Below are 14,407 nucleotides of genomic sequence, written 5' to 3' on the forward strand. Positions count from 1 at the left end.
GCCGTGGAAGGGGAAGGGAGAGCGCCGCTCGCTGTTCTACCGGTACACCCCGAAGTACATGCACTACACCGGCGGCGTGTACGAAACCGGTCTGCCGGAGTGGACGAAAGAACTCAACGAAGCCCAGCGGGCCGTGATCGAACCGCCCTATGTCTACCACCGTCCCATGATCGACGACGACGGAAGGACGCTTTCGACCCCTCGGCGCGAAGGGGAGTAAAGGGAAACCCATGACCGGAAATGAAGCCATTGCGAAGATCCTGAAGGCGGAGGGGCTGGACTGGTTCAGCTGTTTTCCCCACCATCCCCTCATCGACGCCTGCGCGATCGAGGGCCTGCGTCCCATCCTCTGCCGGCAGGAACGGGCCGGCGTCAATATCGCCGATGGATTCAGCCGGATTCGGAACGGGAAGACCATCGGGGTTTTCATGATGCAGATGGGACCCGGTGCGGAGAACGCCTTCGGCGGCGTGGCCCAGGCCTACGCGGATTCGGTGCCCGTCCTGCTGCTGCCCGGCGGCCCGCCGCGGTCCCGCGCGGGCGCCGAACTGGCCTTCGAATCGGTGGAAAACTACCGGGGCATCACCAAGTGGGTCTCGAACATCAACTCGGCGGCACGGATTCCAGAGATGATGGGGCGGGCGTACAGCCTGCTGAAGCAGGGCAAGCCGGGGCCGGTCATGCTGGAGATCCCCGGGGACGTGGGCGAGGAGGAGATCCCTGACGACGCATTTGAGTATACCCCCGTAAAACCGTTCAGAAGCGGCGCAGCGCCGGAGGACGTCCGGGATCTGGTCACCGCCCTGCTGAAGTCCAGATGCCCGGTCATCAGCGCCGGCCAGGGCGTGCTGTACGCCGAGGCCACCGATGCGCTGATCGAGTTCGCCGAATGGACGAAGACCCCGGTCATGACCACGTTGGCCGGCAAGAGCGCCTTCCCCGAAACCCATCCCCTGTCCCTGGGCACGGGAGCGGCCTCCCATTCCCTGATGGTGGCGGAATACCTGAAGAAGACCGATTTCTTCTTCGGCATCGGCACGAGCATGACTTCAGGGTTCAAATCGGATGTGCCGGCGGGCGCGGCGCTCGCCCAGTGCGTCGTCAGCCACGGGGACCTGAACAAGGAGCACCGCGTCGACTACGGCGCGGTGGGCGACGCGGGGGTGGTGCTGCGGCAGATGGTCGAGGTAGCGAAACGTCAGCTCGACGGGCGGCCCCGGGACGATGAGCGGGGCGATATCGAGGAAATCGCACGGCTCAAGGCGGCGTGGTTGGCCGAATGGGAACCCCGTTTCCGCTCCGACGAGGTGCCCCTGAGCCCGTACCGCGTGTTCCGGGAGATCGCCGGGGTAGTGGACGGCAGGCGCACGATCATCACCCACGATTCGGGGTATCCGCGGGAGCAGCTCGCACCCTTCTGGGAGTCGGTAACGCCGAGGAGCTACATCGGCTGGGGCGCCTCCACGCAACTGGGTTACGGGCTGGGGCTGGCCATCGGTGCCAAGATCGCCAACCCGGACAAGCAGGTCGTCAACGTCATGGGCGACGCCGCCTTCGGCATGGCCGGCCTGGACGTGGAAACCGCCGTGCGGTCGGAGATCCCCATCATCACGGTGGTCTTGAACAACGGGGTCATGACCCATTACGACCATCACATGGCCTATGCGTCGGAACGCTGGGGGAGCAACCGGCTGGGCGGAGATTACTCCGCGGTCGGCGCCGGCCTGGGCGCTTACGCGGAGAAGGTGACCACGCCCGATCAGATCGCGCCGGCGATGCGTCGCGCCGTCGAGGCCAACCGCGAGGGCCGGCCGGCGGTCATCGAGACGATCACCAGAGTGGAAGAGCACACGTCCAGGTACTGAAAGGAAACCGCCGGAGCGCCATGTCCAGAATCCTGATCGGCACCTTCTTCCAGGAAACCAACGATTTCCACCCCAACGATACGGTGTATGAAGATTTCGGTATCCTGCGCGGCCGCGAGATGCTGGAGGAACCGGGTGGTGAGAATGGCCTGAGCGGTGTGGTCGGTGGAGCTGTCGATACCCTTTCCGTCCGGGAAGACGTGGAAATCGTGCCCACCTACAGCGCCGCCATGGGGGCGGGCGGCACGATCACGCAGGCCTGCTTCGAACGGACCACGTCGGAGTTGCTCGACGCGATCGAACGGGAAAAGGCCGGTGCCGCCGGCGTGTACCTGAACCTGCACGGCGCCATGGCCGCGGAAATCGAAAAGGATCCGGAAGGCTACGTCCTGCAGGAGGTGCGCCGGATCGTCGGGCCCCACGTGCCCGTGGTCGCTTCCTTCGACATGCACGGCACGATCACCCTGCGCATGCTGTCCCACATGGACGGCTGTGCCATCCTGCATACCTATCCCCACATCGACTGGTACGAAACGGGTGCGCGGGCCGCCGGAGTGCTGCTGCGCATACTCGACGGGGCCCGCCCCGTGATCGCCAGTGTATATACGCCCACCATGGTCCGGGGCGACGAACTCAAGACCGCCACGGGCGTGCATGGCACGTTCATCCGGTACCTGGAACGCCTGGAGGAGCGGGACGACGTACTCGCCGGGGGGATCATGCTGGGCCATCCACCGACGGACTGCCCTGAACAGGGCTCCCGCGTCGTCGTGATCACGGACGGCAACCGGGAACTGGCGGAGCGGGAAGCCCTGCATATCGGCCGGAGCTTCTGGAACATGAGGTCCCACATGCAGTGCGTGCTGCACAGCGTGGAGGAGGGCATCCGGATTGCCGCGAAGGCAAGGGGAACGGTCGTTTTCGCCGATGCCGCCGACGCCACCAGTTCGGGCGCGCCGGGCACGAGCAACACCATCCTGAAGGGGTTCCTCGGGAGTGACTACCGGGGCAGCGTGCTGTTCCCCATCCGCGACGATCCAGCGGTCGCGCGCGCAATGGAGGCGGGCGTTGGTCGGACCATCACCGTCCCACTGGGCGGAACGCGGGACCCGCGCTTTACCCCGGTGGAAGTCACCGCCACGGTCGAAGTGCTGGGCCGGCGGGACGATGTGCCTATCGCGGTACTGCAGTGCCGGAATATCACGATCTTCCTGGCGGCTTCCGGGCCGCTTCTGTGCGACCGGTGGATGTATCCTGCCTTCGGCCAGGACCCGAAACGATTCGACGTCGTGATCAAGAAGCTGCCTCATACGCCGGACGAGTGGTACGACGACTGGGCGGAACGGACCATCACCATCGATTCGCCGGGGGCGGCGAGCCCCAACATCCCCACGCTTGGTCATCGGTATGTCACCCGCCCCATCTACCCCCTCGACCCGGACATGACCTGCACGCCGGCAGTGGAGGTGTACGAATAAAGCCGCGCGGCTGCCCTCTCGTTGCGGACCCTCCCGCGGGGAAGGCATGAACCGGCACGTCACCAGCGGCCGCTGGGGCCTGGGGCTGATCCTCAGCCTGTTCACGATCTTCGTATGGGGCGGACTGCCCATCGTCCTGAAAATCATGCTGATCAGCCTGGACGCCTTCACGATGACGTGGTACCGGTTCGTCGTCGCGGCCGCGTTGATGGCGTTGATCGTGTACCGGCAGGGTCACTTCGGGCTGGTCCGGCGACTCAAGAGCGGTTACGCGCTGGTCTTCCTCGCGGCGGTGCTCGGGTTCAGTTGCGCGTACGTGTTCTATCCCCAGAGCCTTCAATACATCTCGCCCAGCGCCGCCCAGGTGGTCAACCAGATCTCGCTGCTGTTCCTGCTGCTGGGCGCCATGTTGCTCTTCCACGAGCGGATGACCCTGATCCAGGTCCTGGGACTCCTGCTGCTCACGGGAGGGATCGTCCTTTTCTTCAACGAACAGCTGTCCGAATTGTGGTCCGGGGACAGCGCCATGATTCCCGGCATTTTATGGGTGACTGCCGCGGCGCTGGCGCTGTCGACCTATACCCTCACCCAGAAGCAACTGCTTCAGATTCTGCCCACCTCCGTCATCCTGTTCCTGATCTACCTGGCCGGTTCGATACTGATCCTGCCCTTCGTCCGATTCGAGTCGTTGCTGGCGCAGGACACCCAACAGATGATCCTGCTCAACGTTTCAGCGGTGATCTCGCTCGTTGCCTTCGTAACGCTGGTGGAATCACTGAAACATCTCGAGGTATTCCGGGTCAGCATGGTCCTGGCGGTTGTGCCCCTGGTCACCGTCGTGGACATGATGATCCTGGCGCCGCTCCTTCCCGGCCTGCTGCAGCCGGAGCACCTGAATCTGATCAGCATTTCGGGTGCCATTCTCGTCGTCATCGGGTCCATATTCGGCAACCTGCGGCGGTCCATGAAGTCCGGGTAACCGGTTACCCGGACGGTTCCGCCGAGTCTGGACCCACCGGGTGGTCCCGCCGAGACCGTACCGACCAGTGTCACTGTTTTTGGCAAAAAGGAGCCAATACCATGAAGCCACTCGTGGTCATGGGATTACGGACGCTTGCCCACCTGGATACGAAAGAAAGCATGTACAAACAGATCGAACGGAACGAGATCCATGCGTCGGGACGATTCCCGCTGGAACATCTCGAGGTCATCGCCGGCGAATTCGCACTCGGGATTCTGTCCAGCCACAGCGTGGCGCGTATCGAGCGGGTGATCGACTACCTGGGATGGTCCCGTCTGTTTCCGGCGGAACACCTGATCTCTTCAGATCCCCGGGACCGGAAGGACGCGGTGAACTGGGAGGGATGGCGGAGGGAATACCAGGTGCGGGGGCTTGCGCTGCACACAGTGGTTGATATCGGCGAGGTGCTGGTGCGCAACCTTGCCGGCTCATCCACCTTCCGGGATGTGGACAAGTACTTCGTCACGGGGGACGGGGACGTTCGCATCGAGGGAGCGACCCGTATCACGGCCCTGGACCAGACGCGGGCTTACCGGGAGGCTTCGCGGAACCGGGCACGTCGTTAGGACCGACGTTTCAGTCTGCGGGTGGCTACTTATCGGACCGCGGCGCCCGGGCGTTCAGGAACTCCAGCACCAGGTGGGTCATCACGCGCATGCCCACACCCACGGATTCGCTGTCCGCCGTCATGGTCGGGGTGTGCAGGCCGCCCGACAACTGGCCGGGTCTGGTGGTACCCAGCCGGTAGAAAAAACCGGGAATCTCGTTGGCGAAATAGGCGAAGTCCTCGCCGCCCATGGTCGGAGGCAGTTCGAGCACCTGCTCGACGCCGGGCGCTCCCGTCAGGTAACCGGCCATTTCCCGGGACAGGGCCGGATCGTTGATCACGGAAGGTGTACCGCGGTTGTAGTCAAGTACGAAGGAACCGCCATAGGCCCCGGTTATGCCTTCCAGGATGGTTGTCATCCGGCGCTCCACCATGTCCCTGACCACGGGGTTGTAGGTGCGCACCGTTCCTTCGAGATGGACTTCCCGGGGGATGATATTGAAGCGTTCGCCGCCGCGGAAGATACCCACCGTGACCACGCTGGGCTCGAGGGGCGACAGGGTGCGGGACCGGATTGTCTGAAGGGCGAACACGATCTCGGAAGCCATGACGACCGGGTCGATGCCCTCTTCGGGACGGGCGCCATGGGCCTGCTTGCCCCGGACCTTGATGATAAAATGGTCGACTGCGGCCATGGCCGGCCCGATGGTGTATCCGACGGTGCCCACATCTAGGGAGGGCAGGGCGTGGAGACCGAAAATCGCCTCGGGCGCGGGGTCTTCAAGGACCTTCTCACGCACCATCAGGTCCGCTCCGCCCTCTTCACCGGGCGGCGCTCCTTCTTCCGCCGGCTGAAAGATGAACTTGACGGTGCCGGTCAGGTCGTCCTTCATGTCGGCCAGCACGGAAGCGACGCCCAGTTGTACGGCGGTGTGCACGTCATGACCGCAGGCGTGCATGACGCCCACTTCCTGGCCCAGGTAGGTCGTCCGCACGGTCGACCGGAAAGGCAGTTCCGTTTCCTCCGTCACGGGCAGCGCGTCCATGTCGGCCCGTATGGCCACCACCGGACCCGGTCGGCCGCCTTTGAGCACGCCCACCACGCCGGTATGGGCGACGCCGGTCTTGATCTCTATACCGAGCGCGGTAAGATGATCCGCCACCAGCGCCGCCGTCTTGAACTCCCGATTGCTCAATTCCGGGTTCCGGTGGATGTGCTCCCGCATGCGGATGGCTTCCCCTCGGTGCTTTGCCACCAGGGCGGCCACGTTATCCTGGACGGCGGCCACGATATCCTGTTGGACAGCCACGATATCCTGCTGGGCAACCGCGTCCCTGGGCGTGTTCGTGATAAACAACATGCCCGGGATGAGCAGCGCCCACGCCAGTCTTATCTGCATAACTTCTCTCCTACCTCTCCCAGGGGAAGTCGAAGGACGGCCGGTTGGCGTAGCGGTCCATGGCCACGCGCAGCCTGCTGCCGCAGCCGGGTTCGAGCGTCACCGTGAAGCTGGCACCGTCGACGGCTGTCGAACCGCTATCGTCGCATACTTCCAGGATCTGATGCTCCCCGTAAGCGCCGCCCTGGACGGTCACGGTACGGGAGGAGACCTGGTTGGTATTGACCAGCGTGACCACCGCGCTGTCGTCTTGAAGTTCTTCCACGAGCGCACCGACGTCTTCCGGCATCCCGGGACGCATTCTCGCGGGATCGAAGTACCTGAACCGGCAGTGCAGGGGATGGCCCAGGTGCCCGGTGGGCATGCCGCCGAGCATGAGCCGGATCAGGGCGTCCACCGCCGCGGGATTCGTGCCGTTCATGTCGTCCGATAATCGCGTATCCGGCGTGGACTTGTCGTTCCGCATCCTTTCCATCTTCGAACGAACGGTGGAGATGTCCTCCAGCAGCGCCTCTTCCGGATAGTCCGGGTTCTGGCCCTCCAGGAAGGCGATCCAGCCCTCCATGGGCACCCGTTCGAGATCGCGGCGGTCCATGGACCAGTAGTAGACTTCCTCCGCGCCCACGTCGAAGGGTTCGGGGCGGTAGTCGTACCAGCCGTCGTCCCCGTGCATGCGGGGATAGAGCGTCCGGCCGTCCTCCACCTTGCTGTGCGCGTTTACGCCGTCGATGACGCCGCGCCAGGTATCGACGTATTTCTGGTCGCCGGTCAGCAACAGCCCGTTGCCGAAACTCCAGTGGGCCCGGATCAGGAAGTAGGGCCGGTGCGCTGTCTCGCCGGTCTGGGGCACGATAGTCGAGAATCCCCATCCGTACGCCCCGCCGTACCATCTTCCGCCGCACTCCCCGCCGATGCTCCCGTCCAGTCCGATATTGGAGGGGATGATCCCGTTGTTCTTCGCGGTGCGCTCCACCCAGGCGTCGAGGTATTCCTTCGTCCAATCGAAGTACCTCTCATCACCGTCGATCATGTAGGCGTTCATCGTCATCGTGGTCACGCCCATATTCAGCGGGTGATCGCCGGCCACATCGTTGTAGTCCTTGAAGTGGGCCACCATCTCCTCGTAGTTCCGTTCCCCGTGCCCCAGTCTGAAACGGCCCTCGACCTCGATGGAGTCGCCGGCCCAGTCGAGCCCCGTGGCCTTGCGCAGCATGGACCCGCGGCTGCCGTTGAACATGCTCTTGATCACGCGGTGCTCGGGGATCCAGTTGTCGGCGATGGGATCGTCACCCATGTAGAAGCCGCAGAAACGCCGGGTACGGTCCACGAACTTCTTGTCGCGGGGATCGCATAGTCCTTCGAGGAAGAAGGCCGTAAAGCCCTCGCCGTTGTGCATCCAATCGAACATCGTGGGGAATTCCTTGAAATACATGCCGTCCCGGGCGAATTCGACCTCGGTGGTCTTCGCTTCCGTGTACTGCAGCAGATGGCCGTCCCACGCTTTCCTGTACAGGTCGTATACACGTTTGGAAGCGCCGATCGCATAGAGCTCCGGCCAGTTCGCGAAGTTCTCCGCGGCATCGTCCGGTCCGTCGTCACCGCCCCAGCGGGGCACGCAAAGCAGGTACCCGCGTTCGTCGAAATACTGATCGTAAAAGGCTTCCACGGCCTCTTCCTGCTGCCGGATCAGGGCGTGTTCCAGCAAGGCCCACGAAGGGGGTGGCATGGGCGTCGCGATGCGCAGGTTCCGTGCGTTCCGAACGGTTCGCCCAACCGGCTCGGGGCGTCCCCCTGTTGAGACGGACGACATGGTACAGGTCCTTTCTATTGAATACGGGAAGGATGAGCGGTGCGGATTCCGCGTTAACGCTGCTGCTGGTTTACTGGTTGATCAGGAAGTCAGGCCGCGGCCGTATCGCTTGCTCCGCCGGGCGCTTTCCTCGATAAACGCGAGCAGGTACTTGACTTCGTCGGTATGTTCCACCTCGGCCGTCACCGCTTCCACCGCCTGGGATATATTGAGCGAGGACCGGTGGAGCAGGCGGTAGGCCTGCTTGAGCGTGCGGATGGCTTCGTCGGAGAACCCGCAGCGCTTCAGGCCGATGGTGTTGAGTGAAACGGGCTTGAGCGGATCGTGGCCATACTTGAAGTACGGACAGATGTCCTTGGTCACCATGCCGCCCCCGCTGATGAAGGCGTTGCGGCCGATCCGGACGAACTGATGGACGGCGACGAGTCCACCGGTGATAGCGAAGTCCTCGATTTCCACGTGGCCGCCCAGCTGCGTGCCGTTGGCGAGGATCACCCGGTTGCCGATCACGCAGTCGTGGGCGACGTGCACATAGGCCATGACCAGGGTATCGCTTCCGATCACCGTCTTTCCCAGCGCGCTCGTCCCGCGATTCAGCGTGGTGAACTCCCGGATGGAAGTCCGGTCTCCGATCTCCAGGATGGACTGTTCGCCGATGAATTTCTGATCCTGGGGGATCGACCCGACGACGGCCCCGTGATAGACCCTGCATTCGGCGCCGATTCGGGTATGAGCGCCGATCATCGCGCTGGATGCGATCTGGGTCCCCGCCCCTATCGTCACGTTGGGTTCCACGATTGCGTAGGGACCGATACTGCACCCGGCGCCCAGTTCCGCGTCGGGATGCACGATAGCCGTGGGATGTATCTGGACTTCGGCCGTTATGTCCGTCACTGTGGGGTCTCCTGGTCCGCCTGGTCCGCCTGGTCCGCCTGGTCCGCCCGGTCTGCCCGGTCTGCCTGGTCCGCCTGGCCCACCCGGTCCGTGATCATGGCCATGAGGGTGGCTTCGGCGACCAGTTCATCGTTTACGTAAGCCTTGCCTTCCATCTTGCAGGCGTGCATGCGCATCCGGACCGTCTCCAGCTCGAAGCGGATCTGGTCGCCAGGCTTAACCAGTCTTCGAAAACGTGCATGGTCGATGCCCATGAAGTAGGCCATCTTGCTTCTAGGCTCATCGATGGTGTTGAGCAGCAGCAGGCCGCCCGCCTGCGCCATGGCCTCGACGATCAGGACGCCCGGCATGACCGGATGGCCGGGGAAGTGGCCCGCGAAGAAAGGCTCGTTGATGGTCACGTTCTTCAGCGCAGTCACCCGCTTTCCCGGTTCCATGTGGATCACCCGGTCGATGAGCAGAAAGGGATACCGGTGGGGGAGGATGCGCAGTATGTCCTCGATGTCGAGGACCGCTTCGGGTGCAGGTGCAGGTGCAGCCGATGCTGTCGGAGCAGGCACGGGCTGAGCAGGCGCGGGCGCAGCAGATGCAGACGGATCGGCGGTCCCGGTTTCCTGCTTCTTCTTCACGCAAGCGCCGCGGATCCTTCGCACAAGTTCCACGTTGGCGGCATGGGAGGACCGCGCGCCGAATACCTGCGCCCTGAGCGGCGCACCGAGCAGGGCCAGATCGCCGATCAGGTCGAGGGCCTTGTGCCGGCAGGGTTCGTTGTCGAACCGCAGCGGCTGGGTGCCCACGATCCCGTTCTCACCGATCACCACCCTGTCCTCCACGCCGAACAGATCCTTCAATTCGTCCAGTTCCTCGTCGGACAGGTCCATGTCCGCGATGACTACCGCGCTTTCCAGGCTGCCCCCCTTGATCAGTCCCCGTTCGCGCAGGGCCTTCACGTCACTCAGGAAGGTCCACGTCCGTGCCGGGGCGAACTCGGTGACGAACTCGTCCTCCAGGGAATAGAGTACAGTGTGCTGGCTGGCCAGGTTGGATTTCTGGTAGTCGACCATGTAGGTGAGATGGAAATCGTCGGAAGGCATGACGACGAGTTCCTTCAGCAGGCCGTTCTCCCGCTCCGAATACAGCACGGGGTTGTCCAGTTCCAGGTATTCCCTGGGGGCGTCCTGTTCGACGATGCCCGCTTCGATCAACGCGTTCACGAAGGGTATGGCGCTGCCGTCGCAGATCGGCGGCTCGTCCCCGTCCAGTTCGATCCGGATATTATCCAGTCCCAGGCCCGCAACGGCGGCCAGGACGTGCTCCACGGTGTGGATCCGGACGCCGTCCCGCGCCAGGTTCGTTCCCCGGGTCGTATCGATCACGTAGTCTATGTCGGCCGGGATCTCCAGCCTGTCGGGATGGTCGACGCGGACGAAGCGGATCCCGCCGTTCACGGTACCGGGCTTGAACGTTATCGTTGCCCGTCCTCCGGTATGCAGGCCGATTCCCTTGATGGACGCCGGGGATTTAATCGTACGCTGGCGTTTGCGCATGGGCCGCTACTCGCTTCCTTCGTTGAATTACTCGACTTCCTCGCCGCTTTCGAGCGCCTTGATCTGCGCCTCCAAGGTCTGGACCTGGTTCAGCAGGTCCGGCAGGCGCTTGATGGCCGCCTCGATTCTCCTGGCCTGGTTGTGCGGACGGGCGGGATATCCCGAAACGGTCGATCCTGCGGGTATTGACTTGGTCACGCCCGCTTGCCCGCCGATCCTGGATCCGGCGCCGACGTGGATGTGATCCGAGAGTCCGGCCTGCCCGCCGATGAGGGTCCCCGATTCAACCACCGTGCTCCCCGCGATGCCCACCTGGGCGCATATGGTGACGTGATCGCCTATTACGACGTTATGGCCGATCTGTACCAGGTTGTCGATCTTCGTGCCGCGGCCGATGCGGGTCATGCCCATGGTCGCGCGGTCAATCGTCGAATTCGCGCCGATCTCCACCTCGTCGCCGATCTCCACGCCGCCGACCTGCGGGATCTTTCTGGCGCCTCCGCTGCCCTGGAAATATCCGAAACCATCGCTGCCGATCACGACACCGCCGTGAACGATCACGCCTTCTCCCAGGGAAACCCGGTCGTAGAGCGTCGCGTTGGCGAAGATCCACGTGCCCGCGCCGACCCGGCAGTGGGCGCCGATCGACACGTTCGATCCGATGCAGGCGCTCCGCCCCACCAAGGTGTGCGGACCGATCGACACATGGGGTCCGATGACCGCTTCTTCATCCACTTCCGCGGCGGGATCGATCCTGGCCGTCGGATGGATCCCGGTTACGGCGGGACGGTGTCCGGCGAAATAGGTCGTCAGCAGGGTGACCAGGGCGAGCTCGGGTGAGGCCACGCGGATGATGGGGACCGGCGCGTGATCGATTTCCCGGGAGACGATGACCGCCGCGGCCTCCGTCGACTCCAGTCGCCGGCTATGCCGGGCGTTGATCAGGACGGAGATCGAACCCTTGCCGGCCTCGTCCAGCGGCGCAACGCTTTCGATGATGCATGAGCCGTCGCCGATGAGTTCGCCTTGTATCTGCGTCGCGATATCTTCCAGCTTCTGTCGCATGAGTGGCTAGTTGGCTTCCTTCTGCAGTTCCTCCAGGACCTGCCCCGTGAGGTCCTGCGCTCTAAGCGGATCCACGTATATGAGCGACCCGGCATCGAAGATATAGGTGTAATTCTCCGCCTTGGCCAGGGTCTGCACCACGTTGAAAATGGATTCCTGCAACGGCCTGGTCAATTCCACTTCCTGTTGCGCAAGCTGCATTTGTTGGGACTGGGCGAACTGCATGAGCTCCTGTTCCTTCTGCATGATATTCTGCTCGTCCTGCTGCCGCCGAGCCGCGGTCAACATGGTCTTGCGGGCTTCATACTGCTGCTTCAGCATCTCGACCTCCTGCTGCCTGCTCTGGACCTGTTCCTGCATAGCCGTCACCTGCTTCTGGAATGCCTCCTCGGCATCCTTGAATCCCTGGTACGACTGGCGCAGACGATCCATGTCGAGATAGCCTATTTTGAGTTCCTGCCCCTCGACAGTAACAGGCAGCTGCATGGCGGCTGCCAGCATGGCGACCACGACCACTGTGCGAATCATTCCTCTCCGTGAAACCATTGATATCCTCCTCGAATGCCGGATCAATCCGGTAACCTGGACCAGCCTGTCAGAACATCTGTCCGAGCTGAAAGTGCGTATGCCAGCCGCTTCGCTTTTTCTGAAGGGCCTGGATCGGATCCGAGGGCCGGTCGAATCCGTATCCGACGTCGAATCCCAGCAGCCCCACCAGGGGCATGATAATCCGAATGCCAACGCCCACCGATTTTTTCATGTTGCCCGGCAGCGGCGTGGCGTCCTCGAGCTTCGCCCATGCATTGCCGGCCTCGGCGAACGCAACGGCATAGACCGGCTGTTGAGAGCTGAGCTGGTCGACGATCGGGACCTGGTACTCCAGCGTGATGATGCTCATCGCCCGACCTCCGTCCCGGCTGCTGGTACCGTCCCCCAGTTCGGTATAGGGACCGACGGAGTTGTTGCCGTACCCCCGGATCAAGCCGTCGAAACTGACCCCACCCGGAAAGAACCGTTCGAAAAACGGGACCTCCCGATCGTTGAAGGGGTTTACGGCCAGGGCATACCTCCCCCTGAGGGATATGGACGTGCCTTTGAACAGCGGAACATAGAAATCGGATTCGAGGGTCTGCTTGAGGAACTTCACATCACCACCGACGCCGGCCACAGCACTGCGTGACGTATGGCGCATGCCGCTCGTGGCAAACTGGGGGAAATCGCGGCTGTCGCGGGTCACGGAGAAGGAGACCTGGCTGGTCAGTCCGCTGTTGGATTCGTAGGATTCTCTTCGACGGATATTCTCGTTAATGGCCGAGATCTGCGATTCCGCCAGGGTTGGATCTTCGAGCGCCGCCGCATAGTATCGGTCGCCGAATCCGGTGTAACTCTGGTCGTAAAACCGATAGGCCCCGTTGATGCGCCAGTATGTACCGCGGAAGCGGCGCCCCAGGGACAGCCCGAAGCCTTTCTGTATGACATTGAATTCCCTGTACCATCGCCGGTTCGTACGATAGATGTCGATGCCGGCGCTAGTCGGTGTATCGAAGAGCCAGGGTTCGACGAAACTCGTTGAAATGGAATTGCGTCGGGCGCCGAACTCCCAGTTGAAATTCACGTTCTGTCCATTGCCCAGAAAATTCGGAATGATCATGGATATGGTGCCCACGAGCCCGTCGAGCCCGCTGTAGCCGGCGCCGGCATTCGCCGTGCCCGTCGGTTTCTCCAGGACGGTGAAGGTGATGTCCACGTCTCCGTTTGGACGGGGTTGCAGGCCGGGCTGCACATCCTGGAAGTAATTCAGCTGGAAAACGTCCCGCTGGCTTCTCATCAGCACCGAGCGGCGGAAGAACTGTCCCGGCTTGATCAGCAGTTCGCGCCGTATGACCTTGTCCTTCGTCTTGGTATTGCCGACGATGTTGATCCGGTGCACCTTTGCCGGTTCGCCCTCGTTGACCGCGAAGCGCAGATCGATCGTGGAGTCGTCGGCCGCCGATTCCCGGGCGATGGGCGTGGCGTACAGATAACCCAGCTCGCCATAGGCTTCGTAGATGGTCGACACGCTTTCCTGGTATTCTTCTTCGTTGAAAGGCTCGCCCGCGTCGATCTTGATGAGACTGGACAGCTGTTCACCGGTGAATTTCGTGTTCCCCTCGAAGGCCACGTCCCCGAGGTAATACCGTCTTCCCTCGTTGACATTGACCTTGATGTACATCCGCTTCCTGTCTTCACTGAACCAGAGTGTGTCGCTCACGACTTCCGCGTCCCGGAATCCATGCTTGCGGTATTCCTGGACGAGTTTCTCGAACTGGTCCAGCAGGCGTTCCCGGCGCAGGTCGCCCTCTTTCCAGAAATGTTCTTCCTCCGTGTCCGCTTTCTTGCGAAAAGCCTTCTGCAACTGCTTTTCCGGTACGGACACGTTGTTTTCGATAAAGATTTCGCCCAGCCCCACCTTTTCGCCTTCATCGATTTCGATCCGCAAAATCGCGTTGTTTCTTTCCACGAGGAGGCGCGTATCCATCGTGGCAAGCAGGTACCCCTTTTCGTAATAGGCGCTGGTGATGTTGTCCTCGACGCTCTTTCTGCGGAAGGGGGACACAGCCTGGCCCTGGAAAATACCCGAAATGCGTTCGAGTTCGTCGTCCTTGATCTTGTCGTTTCCCTCGAACTCCAGGCGGTCCAGCAACGGGTATTCCTTGACATTTACGGTTACGATCAGGCCCGTCGCGCCTCCGCCGACGTAGATGCGAATGTCCTCGAACAAACCCAGCCGGTACAGCTGC

At 62.6% G+C, this 14,407-nt stretch carries 12 protein-coding genes; 5 read left to right on the forward strand and 7 right to left on the reverse strand.

Going from position 1 to position 14,407, the window contains the following annotated elements:
- From OXH56_01595 to OXH56_01615, 5 genes are all read left to right on the forward strand, one after another.
- Positions 1-220: hypothetical protein (locus OXH56_01595; GenBank protein ID MCY3553992.1), on the forward strand; the 220-nt coding region annotated here is incomplete at its 5' end.
- Positions 221-230: 10 nt separating this feature from the next.
- Positions 231-1,865 carry a thiamine pyrophosphate-requiring protein gene (locus OXH56_01600; protein ID MCY3553993.1) on the forward strand — a complete coding sequence of 545 codons (1,635 nt, stop codon included), beginning with the start codon at positions 231-233 and terminating at the stop codon, positions 1,863-1,865.
- Positions 1,866-1,885: 20 nt separating this feature from the next.
- Complete coding sequence (locus OXH56_01605) at positions 1,886-3,343, forward strand: M81 family metallopeptidase (GenBank protein ID MCY3553994.1); 1,458 nt, start codon at positions 1,886-1,888, stop codon at positions 3,341-3,343.
- Between the two features lie 46 nt (positions 3,344-3,389).
- Positions 3,390-4,322: a DMT family transporter gene (locus tag OXH56_01610; protein ID MCY3553995.1), complete on the forward strand. Its 933-nt coding sequence runs from the start codon at positions 3,390-3,392 to the stop codon at positions 4,320-4,322.
- Between the two features lie 101 nt (positions 4,323-4,423).
- Positions 4,424-4,930: a hypothetical protein gene (locus OXH56_01615; protein ID MCY3553996.1), complete on the forward strand. Its 507-nt coding sequence runs from the start codon at positions 4,424-4,426 to the stop codon at positions 4,928-4,930.
- 25 nt (positions 4,931-4,955) lie between these two features.
- On the opposite strand, the gene OXH56_01620 is transcribed toward OXH56_01615, so the two are convergent.
- The 7 genes from OXH56_01620 to bamA all read right to left on the reverse strand — a co-directional run.
- Positions 4,956-6,311 (reverse strand): amidohydrolase, encoded by a 1,356-nt coding sequence (locus OXH56_01620; GenBank protein ID MCY3553997.1) that lies wholly within the window; start codon positions 6,309-6,311, stop codon positions 4,956-4,958.
- A gap of 10 nt (positions 6,312-6,321) precedes the next feature.
- Positions 6,322-8,121 carry a hypothetical protein gene (locus OXH56_01625; GenBank protein ID MCY3553998.1) on the reverse strand — a complete coding sequence of 600 codons (1,800 nt, stop codon included), beginning with the start codon at positions 8,119-8,121 and terminating at the stop codon, positions 6,322-6,324.
- Between the two features lie 81 nt (positions 8,122-8,202).
- Complete coding sequence (gene lpxA / locus OXH56_01630) at positions 8,203-9,015, reverse strand: acyl-ACP--UDP-N-acetylglucosamine O-acyltransferase (GenBank protein ID MCY3553999.1); 813 nt, start codon at positions 9,013-9,015, stop codon at positions 8,203-8,205.
- Complete coding sequence (locus OXH56_01635) at positions 9,012-10,562, reverse strand: bifunctional UDP-3-O-[3-hydroxymyristoyl] N-acetylglucosamine deacetylase/3-hydroxyacyl-ACP dehydratase (protein ID MCY3554000.1); 1,551 nt, start codon at positions 10,560-10,562, stop codon at positions 9,012-9,014. Before OXH56_01635 ends, lpxA begins: the two co-directional genes overlap by 4 nt.
- A 27-nt stretch (positions 10,563-10,589) precedes the next feature.
- Positions 10,590-11,627, reverse strand: a complete 1,038-nt coding sequence (gene lpxD, locus OXH56_01640) for a UDP-3-O-(3-hydroxymyristoyl)glucosamine N-acyltransferase (GenBank protein MCY3554001.1) — start codon at positions 11,625-11,627, stop codon at positions 10,590-10,592.
- Between the two features lie 6 nt (positions 11,628-11,633).
- Positions 11,634-12,155, reverse strand: a complete 522-nt coding sequence (locus OXH56_01645) for an OmpH family outer membrane protein (protein MCY3554002.1) — start codon at positions 12,153-12,155, stop codon at positions 11,634-11,636.
- A gap of 67 nt (positions 12,156-12,222) precedes the next feature.
- A partial coding sequence (gene bamA / locus OXH56_01650; protein MCY3554003.1) for an outer membrane protein assembly factor BamA occupies positions 12,223-14,407 on the reverse strand: 2,185 nt, incomplete at its 5' end.

It is taken from the genome of Gemmatimonadota bacterium (assembly GCA_026702745.1).
Taxonomy (GTDB): Bacteria; JAAXHH01; JAAXHH01; order JAAXHH01; family JAAXHH01; genus JAAXHH01.

What these genes read in the sequence shown, in the direction of transcription:
- OXH56_01645 (MCY3554002.1), bottom strand. Translation starts at nt 12,155, where the DNA reads ATGATTCGCACAGTGGTCGTGGTCGCCATGCTGGCAGCCGCCATGCAG.
- OXH56_01605 (MCY3553994.1), top strand. Translation starts at nt 1,886, where the DNA reads ATGTCCAGAATCCTGATCGGCACCTTCTTCCAGGAAACCAACGATTTC.
- OXH56_01615 (MCY3553996.1), top strand. Translation starts at nt 4,424, where the DNA reads ATGAAGCCACTCGTGGTCATGGGATTACGGACGCTTGCCCACCTGGAT.
- lpxD (MCY3554001.1), bottom strand. Translation starts at nt 11,627, where the DNA reads ATGCGACAGAAGCTGGAAGATATCGCGACGCAGATACAAGGCGAACTC.
- OXH56_01620 (MCY3553997.1), bottom strand. Translation starts at nt 6,311, where the DNA reads ATGCAGATAAGACTGGCGTGGGCGCTGCTCATCCCGGGCATGTTGTTT.
- OXH56_01600 (MCY3553993.1), top strand. Translation starts at nt 231, where the DNA reads ATGACCGGAAATGAAGCCATTGCGAAGATCCTGAAGGCGGAGGGGCTG.
- OXH56_01635 (MCY3554000.1), bottom strand. Translation starts at nt 10,562, where the DNA reads ATGCGCAAACGCCAGCGTACGATTAAATCCCCGGCGTCCATCAAGGGA.
- OXH56_01610 (MCY3553995.1), top strand. Translation starts at nt 3,390, where the DNA reads ATGAACCGGCACGTCACCAGCGGCCGCTGGGGCCTGGGGCTGATCCTC.
- OXH56_01625 (MCY3553998.1), bottom strand. Translation starts at nt 8,121, where the DNA reads ATGTCGTCCGTCTCAACAGGGGGACGCCCCGAGCCGGTTGGGCGAACC.